Source organism: Bradyrhizobium sp. BLXBL-01 (genome assembly GCF_051853025.1).
Classification (GTDB): Bacteria; Pseudomonadota; Alphaproteobacteria; order Rhizobiales; family Xanthobacteraceae; genus Bradyrhizobium.
The window spans coordinates 1,563,694-1,577,645 of the sequence record NZ_CP182471.1 but is presented as its reverse complement, the minus strand read 5'-3'; the positions used below and the strand labels follow the sequence as shown (position 1 = coordinate 1,577,645).

Annotated in this window: 16 protein-coding genes; 6 read left to right on the top strand and 10 right to left on the bottom strand. The window is 63.9% G+C overall.

Features of this window, described 5'->3' with window-relative positions; translation table 11 throughout:
• Positions 1 to 15 precede the first annotated feature (15 nt).
• From ssuC to ACNJYA_RS07425, 8 genes are all read right to left on the bottom strand, one after another.
• Entirely contained in the window at positions 16 to 822 is an 807-nt protein-coding gene (ssuC, locus tag ACNJYA_RS07460) for an aliphatic sulfonate ABC transporter permease SsuC (RefSeq protein ID WP_439402315.1), read from the bottom strand.
• Positions 819 to 1,982: an FMNH2-dependent alkanesulfonate monooxygenase gene (ssuD, locus tag ACNJYA_RS07455; protein ID WP_439402314.1), complete on the bottom strand. Its 1,164-nt coding sequence runs from the start codon at positions 1,980 to 1,982 to the stop codon at positions 819 to 821. Before ssuD ends, ssuC begins: the two co-directional genes overlap by 4 nt.
• A gap of 10 nt (positions 1,983 to 1,992) precedes the next feature.
• A complete protein-coding gene (locus ACNJYA_RS07450) occupies positions 1,993 to 2,115 on the bottom strand; it encodes a hypothetical protein (protein ID WP_283813578.1) in 123 nt (40 codons plus the stop codon).
• A gap of 2 nt (positions 2,116 to 2,117) precedes the next feature.
• Positions 2,118 to 3,068 (bottom strand): sulfonate ABC transporter substrate-binding protein, encoded by a 951-nt coding sequence (locus ACNJYA_RS07445; protein WP_439402313.1) that lies wholly within the window; start codon positions 3,066 to 3,068, stop codon positions 2,118 to 2,120.
• A gap of 520 nt (positions 3,069 to 3,588) precedes the next feature.
• Entirely contained in the window at positions 3,589 to 4,755 is a 1,167-nt protein-coding gene (locus tag ACNJYA_RS07440) for a cytochrome P450 (protein ID WP_439402312.1), read from the bottom strand.
• 229 nt (positions 4,756 to 4,984) lie between these two features.
• The gene (locus tag ACNJYA_RS07435) at positions 4,985 to 5,533 is read right to left on the bottom strand and encodes an ABC transporter substrate binding protein (protein WP_439403389.1); all 549 of its coding nucleotides are present in this window, start codon (positions 5,531 to 5,533) and stop codon (positions 4,985 to 4,987) included.
• A gap of 29 nt (positions 5,534 to 5,562) precedes the next feature.
• The gene (locus ACNJYA_RS07430) at positions 5,563 to 5,997 is read right to left on the bottom strand and encodes an ABC transporter substrate binding protein (protein WP_439402311.1); all 435 of its coding nucleotides are present in this window, start codon (positions 5,995 to 5,997) and stop codon (positions 5,563 to 5,565) included.
• A gap of 564 nt (positions 5,998 to 6,561) precedes the next feature.
• Positions 6,562 to 6,738 carry a hypothetical protein gene (locus tag ACNJYA_RS07425; RefSeq protein WP_439402310.1) on the bottom strand — a complete coding sequence of 59 codons (177 nt, stop codon included), beginning with the start codon at positions 6,736 to 6,738 and terminating at the stop codon, positions 6,562 to 6,564.
• Between the two features lie 339 nt (positions 6,739 to 7,077).
• On the opposite strand from ACNJYA_RS07425, the gene ACNJYA_RS07420 reads away from it, so the two are divergent.
• Entirely contained in the window at positions 7,078 to 8,190 is a 1,113-nt protein-coding gene (locus tag ACNJYA_RS07420; RefSeq protein ID WP_439402309.1) for a helix-turn-helix transcriptional regulator, read from the top strand.
• A 312-nt stretch (positions 8,191 to 8,502) separates the two neighbouring features.
• On the top strand, positions 8,503 to 8,706 hold the full coding sequence (locus ACNJYA_RS07415; RefSeq protein ID WP_172784677.1) for a hypothetical protein: 204 nt from the start codon (positions 8,503 to 8,505) through the stop codon (positions 8,704 to 8,706).
• A 37-nt stretch (positions 8,707 to 8,743) separates the two neighbouring features.
• Here ACNJYA_RS07415 and ACNJYA_RS07410 read toward each other — a convergent pair whose 3' ends face one another.
• Positions 8,744 to 9,526, bottom strand: a complete 783-nt coding sequence (locus tag ACNJYA_RS07410; RefSeq protein ID WP_172784678.1) for a helix-turn-helix transcriptional regulator — start codon at positions 9,524 to 9,526, stop codon at positions 8,744 to 8,746.
• Positions 9,527 to 9,746: 220 nt separating this feature from the next.
• Here ACNJYA_RS07410 and ACNJYA_RS07405 point away from each other — a divergent pair, with 220 nt between their 5' ends.
• The 4 genes from ACNJYA_RS07405 to ACNJYA_RS07390 all read left to right on the top strand — a co-directional run bounded on the left by ACNJYA_RS07405 (position 9,747) and on the right by ACNJYA_RS07390 (position 12,394).
• Entirely contained in the window at positions 9,747 to 11,021 is a 1,275-nt protein-coding gene (locus ACNJYA_RS07405; RefSeq protein WP_439402308.1) for an SDR family oxidoreductase, read from the top strand.
• A complete protein-coding gene (locus ACNJYA_RS07400) occupies positions 11,021 to 11,500 on the top strand; it encodes a DUF2269 family protein (RefSeq protein ID WP_212254331.1) in 480 nt (159 codons plus the stop codon). The genes ACNJYA_RS07405 and ACNJYA_RS07400 overlap by 1 nt, the downstream gene beginning before the upstream one ends.
• 137 nt (positions 11,501 to 11,637) lie before the next feature.
• On the top strand, positions 11,638 to 12,090 hold the full coding sequence (locus ACNJYA_RS07395; protein ID WP_439402307.1) for a YidB family protein: 453 nt from the start codon (positions 11,638 to 11,640) through the stop codon (positions 12,088 to 12,090).
• A gap of 40 nt (positions 12,091 to 12,130) precedes the next feature.
• On the top strand, positions 12,131 to 12,394 hold the full coding sequence (locus ACNJYA_RS07390) for a GlsB/YeaQ/YmgE family stress response membrane protein (protein WP_172784682.1): 264 nt from the start codon (positions 12,131 to 12,133) through the stop codon (positions 12,392 to 12,394).
• 187 nt (positions 12,395 to 12,581) lie between these two features.
• On the opposite strand, the gene ACNJYA_RS07385 is transcribed toward ACNJYA_RS07390, so the two are convergent.
• Positions 12,582 to 13,787: an LLM class flavin-dependent oxidoreductase gene (locus ACNJYA_RS07385; RefSeq protein WP_439402306.1), complete on the bottom strand. Its 1,206-nt coding sequence runs from the start codon at positions 13,785 to 13,787 to the stop codon at positions 12,582 to 12,584.
• Positions 13,788 to 13,952: the final 165 nt, after the last annotated feature.

Below are 13,952 nucleotides of genomic sequence, written 5' to 3'. Positions count from 1 at the left end.
TCACGGTATTTCTGCTCAACGTTTCTGGAAGGCGGGGTGCCAGGAGAGCGTCAGACGCTCCAGCACGCGGGAGGCGCTGTCGGCGAGCTTGCCGAGCAGCGCGTAGATCAGGATCGAGAGCACGACGACGTCGATCAGCATGAACTCACGCGCCTGCATCGCCATGTAGCCGAGGCCGGAAGAGGCCGCGATGGTCTCGGCGACGATCAGGGTCAGCCACATGATGCCGAGCGCGAAGCGGATGCCGACGAAGATCGAGGGCAGCGCGCCCGGGAAGATGACGCGGCGGAACAGTTCGCCGTCGGTCATGCCGTAGATGCGGCCCATCTCGATCAGCTGCGGATCGACGGTGCGGATGCCGTGCAGCGTGTTGAGGTAGATCGGGAAGAACACGCCCAGCGCCACCAGAAAGAGCTTTGCGCTCTCGTCGATGCCGAACCAGAGGATGACCAGCGGGATCAGCGCCAGATGCGGCACGTTGCGCACCATCTGCAGCGTGGTGTCGGTGAGCTTGGCCGAGAGCTGCGACAGGCCGTTGGCGAGGCCGAAGGCGAAGCCGATGCTGCCGCCGATCAAGAAGCCGATCGAGGCGCGCCAGAACGATACCCAGATGTTGCGAACGAGCTCGCCGGAGAGCAGCAACTTCCAGCCGGAGAGCACGACGTCGCTCGGCGCCGGCAGCACCCGCGTCGGCACGAAGCCGGTCACGCTCGCGACCTGCCAGACCGCGATGATGGCGAGCGGCACGATCCACTGGATCAGGCCGTCGACGCGCGGCAGGCGGATGCTGCGCGGAAGCGAAATGCTGTCGATGAGGCTCATGATTGCGACACCCGGTGCTGCGGACGGAAATCGCTGCCGACCGTCTCGCCGAACGGACCGCCGTTGAAATGCAGCTTGGTCACGTTGGAAGGCTGCTCCAGCGCGAGCAGCGGGAACACCAGCTCGGCGAAGCGATAGGCTTCCTCCAGATGCGGGTAGCCCGACATGATGAAGGTATCAATGCCGAGATCCTGATACTCCTTGATGCGGGCCGCGACGGTCTGGGCGTCGCCGACCAGCGCGGTGCCGGCGCCGCCGCGGACGAGGCCCACGCCGGCCCACAGGTTCGGCGCGATCTCGAGCTTGTCGCGCTTGCCGCCATGTAGCTGCGCCATGCGTTGCTGGCCGACCGAGTCCATGCGGGCAAAGTTCTTCTGCGCCAGCGCGATGGTGTCGTCGCTGACATGCTTGATCAGCTCGTTCGCGGCGCGCCAGGCTTCTTCATTGGTCTCGCGGACGATGACATGAAGACGGATGCCGAAGGAGAGTCTTCGGCCGCGCGCGCTCGCGACCTCCCTCACCTTGGCGATCTTCTCGGCAACGAGCGCCGGCGGCTCGCCCCAGGTGAGATATTTGTCGACGGTGTCGACGGCGACGTCGATGCCGGCATCGGAGGAGCCGCCGAAATAGAGCGGCGGGCGCGGCGACTGCACGGGCGGAAACAGCAGCTTGCCGCCCTCGATATGGATGTGCTTGCCCTCGACGTCCACCGTCTTGCCGGCGAGCAGGTCGCTGTAGACATTCAGGAACTCGCGGGTGACCTCGTAGCGCTCGTCGTGAGCGAGGAAGATGCCGTCGCCCTTGTTCTCGACGGGATCGCCGCCGGTGACGACGTTGACGAGCAGCCGCCCGTTCGAGATGCGATCGAGCGTCGCGGTCATGCGCGCGGCAACGCTCGGCGATTGCAGGCCGGGACGAACGGCGACGAGATAGCGCAGCCGCTCGGTGAACGGCGCGACTGAGGAAGCGACGATCCAGGAATCCTCGCAGGACCGCCCGGTCGGCAACAGCACGCCGAAATAGCCGAGCTGATCGGCGGCCTGCGCGATCTGGCGCAGATAGTTGAAGTTGACCTCGCGGCCGCCGATGCCGGTGCCGAGATAGCGGCCGTCACCATGGGTCGGCAGGAACCAGAGGATGTTGGCGTTGGATTGGCTCATCGATGTGCCCCTAGCCGTAAGTCGTGCCGACAGCGGCGGCGACGATGCCGATCGAGAGCACGATGGCTGCGATCATGCGTTGAACGATACGCCTCATGTTCAGACCTTTGGAAATGGGAAGAGTTGTCGGCACGGTCAGGCTGCCGGGTTGCGCCAGACGATGTCGCGGATATGAATCGGCTTCGGGATCAGGCCGAGCTTGTAGAAGCGGTCGGCGACGCCCTGCTGTGTCGCGACGATCTCGTCGGTGACCGGACCGATCACGAAGTTCGCGCGGTTGGCGGCGACGGTCTGGATATCCAAGGGAACGCCGGTGATCGCGGCGAGCGATCTGGCGACCTCGTCGCGATGCTGCTCGGCCCATTTGCCGGCCGCAGCTGTGACCTCGACGATCTGCTGCAGGATGGCACCGTGGTTCTTCGCGAACTCGCGGTTGGCGATGAAGAAGGAATTGGTCTTGGTGACCTCGCGCGCATTGATCAGGATGCGGCCGTTCTGCTTGGTCTCGCCGATCGCGAAATACGGATCCCAGATCGCCCAGGCCTCGATGCTGCCATTGGCGAAGGCGGGCCCGGCGTCGGGCGGCGTCAGGTAGACCGGCGTGATATCGGCGTAGGTGAGGCCCGCCTTCTCCAGCGTCTGCACCACGACGTTGTGAGCGCTGGAGCCCTTGGTGAAGCCGATGCGCTTGCCCTTGAGGTCGGCGATGTCGCGGATCGGCGAATCCTTGGGCACCAGGATGCCCTGGCCGTTGGTGATGGGCTGGCCGGCGGCGTAGACGATCGCCGCGCCCGCGGCCTGGGCAAACACCGGCGGGGAATCCCCGACCGCGCCGAAATCGACGCTGCCGACGTTCATCGCCTCCATCATCGGCGGCCCCGAGGAGAACTCGATCCATTTCACCTCGATGCCTTGCGACGTGAAATGTTTTTCCAGGGCGGCCTGCTGGCGCGTGATGACCAGCACGCCGGTCTTCTGATAGCCGATACGAATTTCCTTCACCGCGCCTTGCGCGATCGCGGGGGACGCGAACGCAGCGGCGGCGACAGTTCCAGCCGATAGCTTCAGAAAGTCTCGACGCTGCATTCCACACTCCGGGCCGCGTGCGGCCGTCATCATTCACGTTTGCGGAATGATGGTGCGGGCCGTCAGAAGTGTCGAGACGTCTGGGAAAATAGCGATGCGAGCACTGCGGTTCATGCTGCGCGCGTGATCAATCTTTCAAGCGGCGAGGCGAATGAGGATGGAATTTTTCTGCACGCGAATGTGAGAGCTGCACGGATTTTGTCCAGGCCAGACGAACGGAACACAAAGTGTCGCAAAACAACCCCATGCACAGTAGCCGGGGCGTGCGAAAACAATGATTTACGTATTATCCGAAGCGCGTTTGACTCGTCGGGCAAAACAGGAGCAGAATGGCATGATCGCGGATCAAGGGCTGAGGTGTGAAGCCCCCTCTCCCACTGTCATTCCCCGCGAAGGCGGGAATCCAGTACGCCGTGGCCCATCGATTCAACCACAACTGTCTCGGAGTACTGGATCGCCCGGTCAAGCCGGGCGATGACACCGAACGTGTGACGCGCCACGTGCCCCAAGCACGACCGGCCTAATGCAGCCACCTCACCGGCAGATTCTGCAGCCCGCGGAAGGCCCAGCCGCCGATCCGCACCTCCTCGTCCTCGGCGATCTCGATGCGTCCCGCGCGCGCGAACAATGTCGGCAGCGCGACGTCGGCGATCATGGCGCGCGAGGCGAAGGCGCCGGCGCAGAAATGCGGGCCGGCGCCGAAGGCGACGCTCTTGGAGGTGTCGCGCCGCACGTCGAACTGATCGGCGCGCTCAAAATGCTTCTCGTCGCGGTTGGCTGAGCCGAACATCAGGAATACGCGCTCGTCGCGCTCGAACGAGACGTCGCGAATGGTCCAGGGCTTGGCGATGCGACGCGGCGACATGCCGATCGGCGAAATCCAGCGGGCATATTCCTCGAAGGCCTGCAGCCAGGTCACCTCGCCGCCCAGGACGAGATCAAGCTGGTCGGGATGGGTCAGCAGCGCCCAGACCGTGCCGGCGATCGCCTTGCGCGGCTCGTTCTGGCCGCCTGATATCGCGAGTTTTACATTCGCGCGCACGCTCTCCATCGGCATGCCCGAGCTAAGGAGCACGCCGAGAATGCTCTGGTCCGGGTTCTTGCGCATCACCGGCAGGATGTCGTCGATCGCGGCGTCGATGCCCGCGGTCGCCGCATGGCAGCGCGCCTCGACCTCAGGGTCGCCGGCATAATTGGCGATGCCCTCGATCATGCCCTGCGACCACGCGTCCATGTCCTGAAAGCCGATATTGGTGAGGCCGGTGATCGACTTCAGGCATTCGCCGGAGAACGGCAGCGCGAAGTCGCGCATGAGATCGATCCGGCCCGGTTCGAGCGAAGCGATGATGCGATTCGCATGGGCCTGGAACTGGGCGGTCCAGTGCGCCTTCACCGTCTTCGGCGAGACCGTCGGAAACATCGCGCGACGCTCGACGAGATGCGCCTCGCCGTCCTTGCGCATCATGTTGTGGCCCATCAGCCTGTTCATCAGGCCGGCGGGCTGGTGCGAGGAGAACACGTCGATCTGCTTCTCGGAGATCGAGATGTCGTCGCGGCTCGCCAGCAGCGTCGAGCCGAGCTGCGGCACGAACGCGATCGGCGCCTCCTTCCGCATCCGGGCGAGCATCGGATAGGGATCGGCCCAGAAGGCGGCCGGGTCGATGTCGATGCGCGGCGCGGTGCTCAAGCTTCGCTCCCTTGTCGTCTCCTTGATGCCAAGGCTAGCGCCTTCGCGAGCCGCCGTCTGTCCCCAGCGATTGGGACGGGCGGCCTCGGGGGGCGTACCTTCAAGACCAAAGCACGCGCGGGCGAGACAGCGAGGTCCGCATTGCCCACAACGGCGGATGCTGAAGATGCATAGGCGGACTTTCGTTAAGGGCCGTTTTCAGCCCCTTGCACCGCAGCAAATGGCTTCCTCATTCGATGACCTCGTCGGCACGCGCAAGCAGCGTCGGCGGCATTTCGAGGCTCAGGGCGCTGGCGGCCTTCAGGTTGATCACCAGGTGGAATTTGCTGGGCCGGTAGATTGGGATGTCGCCCGGCCTGGTCCCGTTGAGAACCTGGTGGACATCAACGGCAAGCCGTTCGGCAAGCTCACCGAGATCCGGCGCATAGCTGATCAGCCCACCCGAATCCGCATAGTCGCGGAAGGGATAGATGATCGGAAGATGAAGTTTCCCGGCTAGCTCGGTGATCGAGGCACGTCGTGCCAAAAAGCTGCCGCTCGCGTCAACCATGGCAGCGTCGAACCGCTGTGACGTCAACTCGGCAAAGGTCCGTCGGAGTTGCTCATCGTTCACCTCTGGAAGGAAATTCCAGCTCAGCACGATGCCCAGGGCCTGCCCTGCCTTCTGAAGCGACAATCCCAGGGGAGTATCCATCAAGGTACGCGACGATGTCAGGTAAGCGACCTTAGCGGCCGAGGGCATCGCCTCCTTCAGGATTTGCAGGCGCTTCGCGACGATTTCGTAACCTGCATCGATGCTGACACCCGTCAGGTTGCCTCCGGATGCGCGAGGTTTGCAACCAATCCTGTCGCGATCGGGTCTCCCATGATCGCGACAATCGGTATCGTTGTCGTGGCCGCGGCGAACGCTTCGATCAGCTCGTTAAGATTTACAACGATCACTTGCGGATCGCTGCCAACGACGGCAGCGGCGAGAGACGTAAAGTGCTGGGAGCGCCCCTCGGCTGAATATCGCTGGACGACGATATTGCTGCCTTCGGCATAACCGAGCTTACGCAACGTTTGATAAAACCGCCGCACCCAGAAGGGGCCAGCAGTCTCGGTCAACTGATCAGCAGGGATACCCGAATGAACCAACGCAATGCGGTGTTGCCGCCGCGCCTGCTGTGCTCGCCCCGCGAGCGGCCAGGCGGCTGCCGCACCGCTCACAAGCGTGATGAAGTGCCGTCGCTGCATCGCCAATCCCCGATGCTCCCAACCCGAGCGTAAGCAATATTTGGCGCAGGTCCAGGATATACGCACCCTTGCATCAAAGCATATCGGTGTCCACGAACGTCGGTACGCTCCCGTCAGGGCCCAGCTCGACGGGGTTCGGCCCATCGTGTATCCTTGTCTTGCCTTCTACTCAGATGGCAGCTCCGGCCAGCAAGAAAACGCCGCCAAGCGCGACCATCACAAGTCCAGGCCAGTTCGATTTGACGCCGAAGCCGCTACCGGGCCTTTCAGGCTCCAGCGTATCACTCCCGGAGCGAAGCCACTTCCCACCGCTGAACCGGCCTCGCCAAATGGGCTGATACGCCATTTGGAACACGCCTCCGAAAACAAGGAGCACTCCAAGCAATATGAGAGTCATGCTCACCTCCTCTACCCGCGAACGCCGATAGGTTGCGGCGCCGAGAACCGTGGCCCATTCAACGTCTGCCCGCGGAATCAGACCGACCTTGAAAGCCGCCGGGCGGACCAGCGCGCTGCACGCAGGCTGGAGATCGCGCTCACCGAAGCTCAGACTATGTCCAAGCGTCCTGCCTAGTCCTCGTCCGGCTCGCGCACGACCGCCGGTTCGTCGGTCTGGTTTTCTTCATCGTCTTGCTCGTCCTCATCCTCTTCGTCGTCATCAGGATCTTGCGGCGGCATCGTGTTGGTCATGACCGCAAAGACATGCCGGTCGGTCCCGGCGGTAACCAGCTCAGGAAGTAGGGTCATGTTGTTGCTCCTCGGATGTGACCCTGGGACACTCTGTCCCTATTCGGCGGAGCAGACACGAAACGCCCCGCCAACGGCCCGCTGGAGCCCGGATCACCCGGGCCTCCAGGTCCTGAGATCGCGCGACGCTGGGATAACGCAATATCTCTCAAATAGTTGAAATATGAATATGATTTCTGCTAGGCGTCTATTGGTGCCCACCCGGGAAATAGTAGCAATTGAGTTCCGCTGAAGCGGGTTGGTATCAAGGGCCTTGGACGAGCGAAGCACGAACGCTCCTGCAAAGATGCACGCCGTGCGTCTGAAAGATCGGTCGAATCTGATGGGTCCAGCGCAGCAATGACGGGCATCGATTTCGAGCAGATCGTGGACCGCATCCACGAGGCAGCGACCGTTCCGGAGCTCTGGCCTGATGTCCTGGAGCAAATCGCACATGCCGCGGGCGCGCATGGCATGGTCATGATCACCACGGACTCCGATCAGTGGTCCGGTGTCTGGAATGGTGTCGTGACGTCGCCGTCGATCCGCGAGGCCTTCTCGGCGTTCCTGCGTAGCGACCTCTCCAGCCGGACGGAGACGACGCCGAGACTCCTGGCGCTTGATCATCCAGGCTTCGTCGGCGAGCAGGAGGTGTTTTCGCCGGAAGAATGGGACCGCGATCCATATCGGGTGGAATGGAACAAGAAGTGGGGTTTCGAGCATGCTTGCGCGACGGCGGTCCGCAGCCCGTCCGGTGAGATCATCGTCTTCCATATGGAAAGACTGGCCGGCCGGCCCGCCTTTTCGCGGCAGGACCTCGATTTTCTCGACCGCTTTCGCCCCCATCTCGCGCGGGCGGCTTTGCTGTCGACGCGCTGGCGCCTCACCCGGATGCGCGCGGCAACCGAGGCGTTGTCGCTGGTCGGCCTACCGGCCCTCGCGATCACGCGCTCCGGGCGGGTTCTGGCCGCCAACGCCTTGATCGAAGCCATGACGGATGTTCTGCAATGGCTGCCGAAGGACCGGATCGCCATCAGGGACCGCGCGGCCGACACCCTGCTGCGCGCCGGCCTTGCTCAACTCGATGCGCCGGACAAGGCCGTGTGCTCCTTCGCCGCGCGTCGCACCAGCGATCTCGATCGCGTGGTTCTTCATCTCGTTGCGATGCCGGGCGAAGCCCGCGATCTCTTCGATGGGGCGGTTGGCCTTCTCATCGCGACACCGGTCGCCGCCTCGCAAGCACCGAGCCTCGCCCTCATTCGTGGCCTGTTCGATCTCACCCCGAGCGAAGCGCGCGTTGCGCGCGGAATTGCGCAAGGACAGACGATCGGCGACATCGCCGCGCATCACGGACTCAGCCGCGAAACCATCCGCACGCAGGTCAAGGCCGTCCTCGCCAAGACGGGAACGCGGAACCAGAAGAGCGCAGCTGCACTCTTCGGCGCGATCCCCAAATTGCCGCTGAGGGACTGACGCCAGACTTGTCGCCCGTGACTCGTAGCAGCGGCCTGCGCGCACGCCTCGTCCTTCGAGACGGCGCTGACGCGCCTCCTCAGGATGAGGCTCATCGGCTTCAGTTCTCGTTGAAACTGCTGCCGCGAACTCTATCCTCATCCTGAGGAGCCCGCCTTAAGCGGGCGTCTCGAAGGATGGCCGCAGGGAAAAGCTCTGCAACAGCCTGCCCCGGCAGGAGCAAGCTCCGCTTCACCCAAATGGGTGAAGACACAGGCCGACGCTCCGGGTTCAACTCCGCCCAAATTGGATCTCTGGCGAGAAGCGGCGGCGATGGCGGGACCGGAATTTCCGATTTTCGAGATGACCCTGGCGCAGCGCAGGCGCAGGAAATGGAACTGGAGCGTCTGCACCGTTCAAGGCGCGGTCGTGATGCAGGGCCGGGAATCCAGCCGAGCGGCCGCAAAGTACCGGGCCGAACGAGCGCTTTTCATGCTGCTGCTCACCGCGCCCTATCGTTCCCGACTTTCCGCATAGCAAGGCTCTCGTCGAGGGCTGCAGGGTTGCCGACGCCTTAGTTCATGCTGCGCGTCAGCAGGCGCAGCACGATCGCAAACAATTCGCTCTGCGACGAGATGCCGAGCCGTTCATAGGCGCGCTTGCGGTAGGTCAGCGTCGAATGCAGGCTGATGCCGAGCGCTTGCGAGATCGCCTCTGAGCTGAAGCCTGCGAGGATGCGGCGGCAGACCTCCTGCTCGCGCGGCGTCAGCGCGGAGAGCGGCGCGCGCGTGGCGAACAACGCGGCGATGTTCTGGTCGGGTGTCGCGGTCTCCGCCTGCTGGAAATGGCGGGCGACGCTGGCTGCGATCGCCGGCGCGATCGTCCCGAGCCGGTGGCGCTGGGCGGCGCTGAAGCGGCCCTGCGCGGCGATGCGGTAGAAATTGACGTAGAAGCAGGTATCGCCGGCCCAGATCGCGGTCGCGCATTTGTCGACAATGCCGGAATCCTGGAAGAAGATTTTTCGGTAACGCGCCCCGTACATGCGCGGCGCGAAGTGGGGCAGCACGATCGGCGCGCCGCCCTCGCCTTCGAACAGCGCGTCGCGGTTGGGATCCGTTTCGTGAAACTGGCCGGCATAGGCGGCGCCGAGATCGCCGCCGATCGGGATGTTGCCGGCATCGAGCAGGCAGCTTGCCGCGCCGGCCCGGCTCAGCGCGAACACCATGCAATGGCCGACGTCCGCCTGCCGGCGCAGCGTGTCGATGAGAACGTTTGGAAAATTCGAGCGGCCGATGGCGAGCACCGCGGGCGTGACATCGCCGGCGGCAAAGCCTGAACCTGTCCCGTTGGGCGGCATCGCTCTCTCCCGGTCCTTTCCTTATGGCTTGTGCCGATTTGTAGCAGCAGCTCTCGATGGCGTGAATGACTCATCTGTCTCGGGGTCTTCCGGCACAGAGCCAGTGAGGTTCGTCGGGCTACCCGGTTCCGCCTGGAGGAACAAGTGCGGTGGCCCCGCCTTGTCCAACCGATGAGATCAGCCGTTTGTCGGCATTCGGTTGCCTATCGAAGGAGGAGTCATGCGAATTCTCCTCGTTGGCGGTACAGGGTTTCTCGGCTCGGCGATCCACGCCAGGCTGTCGGCCGAAGGCTACGAATGTATGTCGGTGTCGCGCCACCCGGCAGCAGAGCGCGATCGGCGCCATACCAGCCTCGACGTCGCCCGCACAACCGATCCCTCGCAATGGAAGGGCGTCCTTGCGGGCGTCGATGCGGTGATCAACCTGGCCGGAGCGCTCCAGGGACGGGATCTACACGGGGTTCATGTCGCCGGAAGCGCGGCACTCTACAGCGCCTGCGAAAGCGCAGGCGTCCGCCGCGTTGTCCTGTTCTCGGCCATCGGCAGCAATGTCGATGCCCCCAGCGATTTTTCTCGTACCAAGCGGGAAGGCGAAGCCGCCTTGATGGCGCGCGACCTCGATTGGGTCATCCTGCGACCCTCCGTCGTGATCGGCCGCGCCGCCTATGGCGGCAGCGCGCTGTTGCGAGGACTGGCGGCGCTGCCGATTCTACCGGTCGTCCCCGACACGGCGGCGATTCAACCGGTGCATCTCGACGACGTCGTTGAGACCGTGCTGTTCTTTCTGCAGTCGGGCGCGCCTTGCCGCATCGCCATCGATCTGGCCGGCCCACGGCAGATCGCCTTCAGCGACGCGGTCGGGCTATTTCGGACCTGGCTGCGCTGGAGGCCGGCGTACCGCCTGCAGCTGCCATCCTGGGCAGCTTCGGTTGCTTTCCGCGCGGGGGACGTTGCGCAGATGCTGGGATGGCGAACGCCCATCAACACGACGGCACAGGCGGAAATGCGCCGCGGTGCGACCGGCGATCCCGAGCCCTGGCGTCGATTGACCGGCACTCCACCGCGCGATCTCGAAGTCGCGCTCGCACGCGAGCCTGCGTCGGTGCAAGAACGATGGTTTGCACGGCTGTATACGCTCAAGCCGCTGATCTTCGGCGTCTTCGGCGCGTTCTGGATCGCCACAGGCATCATATCGCTGAGCGCGGGCTGGAACATCGGCATGTCGTTGCTGCTTGAAGGCGGGCTGCAAGGGAACGTCGCGGCGCTCGTCGTCACCGCGGGCGCGCTCGCCGACATCGTCATCGGCCTTGCCATTCTCTGGCGGCCTCTGAGCCGCTATGGACTCTGGGCAGCACTGATCATCTCGCTCACCTATGCCGTGATCGGCACCGTCCTGGTGCCGCGACTTTGGGCCGAGCCGCTCGGCCCAATGCTGAAGATCTGGCCGGTGATCATGCTCAACCTGGTCGCCATGGCGATCCGGGAGGATCGCTAATGCTCTACCTCCTCGTGAAGATGGCGCACATCATCGGCGCTGCCGTGCTGCTCGGCACCGGGGCCGGCATCGCCTTCTTCATGCTGGTGGCGCATCTGCGCGGCGACCCGCGCGAGATCGCCGGGGTTGCGCGGACGGTGGTGCTGGCTGACTTCCTGTTCACGGCGAGTGCCGTGATCCTGCAGCCAATCACCGGGACTTGGCTCGCTTGGTCGAGCGGGTATTCCCTCGGCGACGGCTGGGTGGCGGCGTCGATTGCACTGTATCTCGTGACCGGCGCCTTCTGGCTGCCGGTGGTGTGGATGCAGATGCAGATGCGCGATCTCGCCGTCGCAGCGGTCGCTAGCAACAGCGAGCTGCCCGCCCGCTATAACCATCTCTTCCGATGGTGGTTCGCCTTCGGCTTTCCGGCTTTCGCGGCCGTGCTGATCATCTTCTGGCTGATGATCGCCCGTCCGGCCATTCCATTCTGGGATTAGATCGGCGCCTTCCAGCTTGATTGGCTTCTCATTGCGCCTGCTTCCAAATGACCGGCGCCGGATTCGGCAAGCTTCAGGAACAGAACCGGACCGGCCGAGTTCGACCTGTTTGGCGCTACATACAATGGAGTTACACGATGAGCCGCGGAATGCCGTCGATGACCGCACTTCTCGGACTGCTCGCAATCGCGGGATATCAGAATCGGGACAAGCTGGCGGAGTTGCTCAGAGGTCCGGGGGCCGGATCCCTCGAACCGTCCAGCGGCCAACAACCGCTTGGCGGCCTGCTCGGAAACCTGACGGGCATGCTGAGCGGGGCCGGGGTTGGAGGACTATTGCAGGGAGGAATTGGCGAGCTGCTGGAGAGATTCAACCAAAACGGCCACGGTGATGCAGCCCAGTCGTGGGTCGGCACGGGGCCGAACAAGGGCATCTCGCCCCCGCAATTGCGGGAAGCAATCGGGCCCGACGTGCTGGACAAACTCGAGAAGGAGACCGGGCTTTCGCAAGAGGAAATTCTCGCGAGGCTCTCGCGCGAGCTGCCGCAGGCGGTCGACAAGTACACGCCCGAGGGGCGTCTGCCGAGCTGACGGCCTCGTCATTGTCGCCATTGATCAGGAGGAGTGGAGAATGGGAATTATTTGGACGATCATCATCGGCTTTATCGCGGGCATTATCGCGAAATTCATCATGCCGGGTGACAATGAACCCTCCGGGTTCATTCTCACGACCATCCTGGGCATCGTCGGCGCCTTCGTTGCCACTTACCTCGGCCAGGCCCTAGGCTGGTACCGTCCTGGAGAGGGTGCCGGGCTGATCGGCGCGGTCGTCGGCGCCATCATCGTCCTCTTTGTGTATGGTCTCTTCGCCGGACGACAACGGCGCGCGATCTGAAGAGCAGCAGGCCGGCCCGGTCGGTGGCGACCTGCGTGCGAGCCGATGAGACCTGCCCAAATCCCAGCGGGCGAAGGGGCGCCATTGACCGCAGCCCCTTCGCTTTCTTCGTCTCAAGGAGACTGCACCCCGGCTCGGGCAGCTGCCGCAGCAGCGCCAGGAAGCAGGGCCTGTCGTTGCTTACACGCTACCCCGCCGCCGCCTTCGCGGGGGCCACGTTGATCGCCAGCTTGCCGTAGCGATCCGTGAAGGCTTCGGTGTCGATCTCTTCCAGCTCGATCTCGCCACTCATCACGCCCTGCTTCCACGCCGCCTGCACCGGATCGTTCTGGAACTCCGGCATCACCTCGCGGCCGAACAATTCGAGCGACTCGCAGATGTGCTCGTGGCTGTTCTTGCCGGCCTGGTTGAGCAGGATGACTTGGTCGATATGCGAGGACTGGAAGCGCTTCAGCTTCTTGCGGATCGTCTCCGGCGAGCCGATCAGGCCGCCGCGCAGCGCCGCCTCCTGAGCTTCTGGATTGTCGCGCTTCCACTTGTTGTACTCGTCCCACATGTTGACGGTGTAGGGCGCGGGACGCTGGCGGTTCTGCGCGGCGCCGTAGAAGCGCAGCGCGAACTGGAAGAAGGTGGCGCCATCGGCGCGGGCGCGCGCCTCTTCATCCGTCTTGGCGCACATGAAGAACGAGACCAGCGCCATGTTGGGATTGATCTCGTAATCGGCGAGCTTGTGCAGGCGTTTTGTCATCGCGTTGTAATAAGCGTGCACCCAGGCGTGCGCGGCGTCCGCACTTACGAACTGGAAGCCGAGCGCGCCGAAACCGTGGCGGCCGGCGCGCTCGATGGTCGGCAGCTGCGAGCAGGCCATCCACAGCGGCGGATGCGGCTTCTGCACCGGCTTCGGCACGACGTTGCGCAAGGGGATGTCGAAATATCTGCCGTGATGCTCGCTGCCGGCGTCCTTGAACATCGGGAAGATGGCCGCGACCGCCTCCTCGAACACCTCCTTCTTGGTCTCCATGTCACGGCCGAACGGCTCCAGCTCGGTGATCGAGGCACTCTCGCCCATGCCGAACTCGCAGCGGCCGTTCGAGAGCAGATCCAGCACCGCGACACGCTCGGCGACGCGCGCCGGATGGTTGGTGGTGAGCTGGAGGATGCCGTGGCCGAGCCGGATGTTCTTGGTGCGCTGGCTTGCGGCAGCCAGGAACGATTCCGGCGAGGGCGAGTGCGAATATTCCTCGAGGAAGTGATGCTCGACCACCCAGGCATGGTCGTAGCCGAGCTTGTCGGCGAGCTCCATCTGCGAGAGCGCATTCTGATAGAGGGCGAGCTCGTCGCCGGCTACCCATGGCCGCGGCAGCTGCAGCTCGTAGAAGATGCCGAACTTCATGGCGTCGCTCTCCCGCTTATTGTTGTTGAGCTCATCTTAATGGGTGAGGTGAAGCTGTCTACGCAGCGGCAATTCCGCCGCGCGGGAGAATGATTTTGCCGCCGGCCTGCCGAGCGGGGATCGTCTTGCCCCCTGCGCTGCGACATCCGCGCAAGGGGGCGGGTT

Bases quoted from the DNA above. Each gene is read 5' to 3' on its own strand.
- ssuC (WP_439402315.1), bottom strand. From the start codon at position 822: ATGAGCCTCATCGACAGCATTTCGCTTCCGCGCAGCATCCGCCTGCCG.
- ssuD (WP_439402314.1), bottom strand. From the start codon at position 1,982: ATGAGCCAATCCAACGCCAACATCCTCTGGTTCCTGCCGACCCATGGT.
- ACNJYA_RS07445 (WP_439402313.1), bottom strand. From the start codon at position 3,068: ATGCAGCGTCGAGACTTTCTGAAGCTATCGGCTGGAACTGTCGCCGCC.
- ACNJYA_RS07425 (WP_439402310.1), bottom strand. From the start codon at position 6,738: ATGACCCTACTTCCTGAGCTGGTTACCGCCGGGACCGACCGGCATGTC.
- ACNJYA_RS07420 (WP_439402309.1), top strand. From the start codon at position 7,078: ATGACGGGCATCGATTTCGAGCAGATCGTGGACCGCATCCACGAGGCA.
- ACNJYA_RS07415 (WP_172784677.1), top strand. From the start codon at position 8,503: ATGGCGGGACCGGAATTTCCGATTTTCGAGATGACCCTGGCGCAGCGC.
- ACNJYA_RS07410 (WP_172784678.1), bottom strand. From the start codon at position 9,526: ATGCCGCCCAACGGGACAGGTTCAGGCTTTGCCGCCGGCGATGTCACG.
- ACNJYA_RS07405 (WP_439402308.1), top strand. From the start codon at position 9,747: ATGCGAATTCTCCTCGTTGGCGGTACAGGGTTTCTCGGCTCGGCGATC.
- ACNJYA_RS07400 (WP_212254331.1), top strand. From the start codon at position 11,021: ATGCTCTACCTCCTCGTGAAGATGGCGCACATCATCGGCGCTGCCGTG.
- ACNJYA_RS07395 (WP_439402307.1), top strand. From the start codon at position 11,638: ATGAGCCGCGGAATGCCGTCGATGACCGCACTTCTCGGACTGCTCGCA.
- ACNJYA_RS07390 (WP_172784682.1), top strand. From the start codon at position 12,131: ATGGGAATTATTTGGACGATCATCATCGGCTTTATCGCGGGCATTATC.
- ACNJYA_RS07385 (WP_439402306.1), bottom strand. From the start codon at position 13,787: ATGAAGTTCGGCATCTTCTACGAGCTGCAGCTGCCGCGGCCATGGGTA.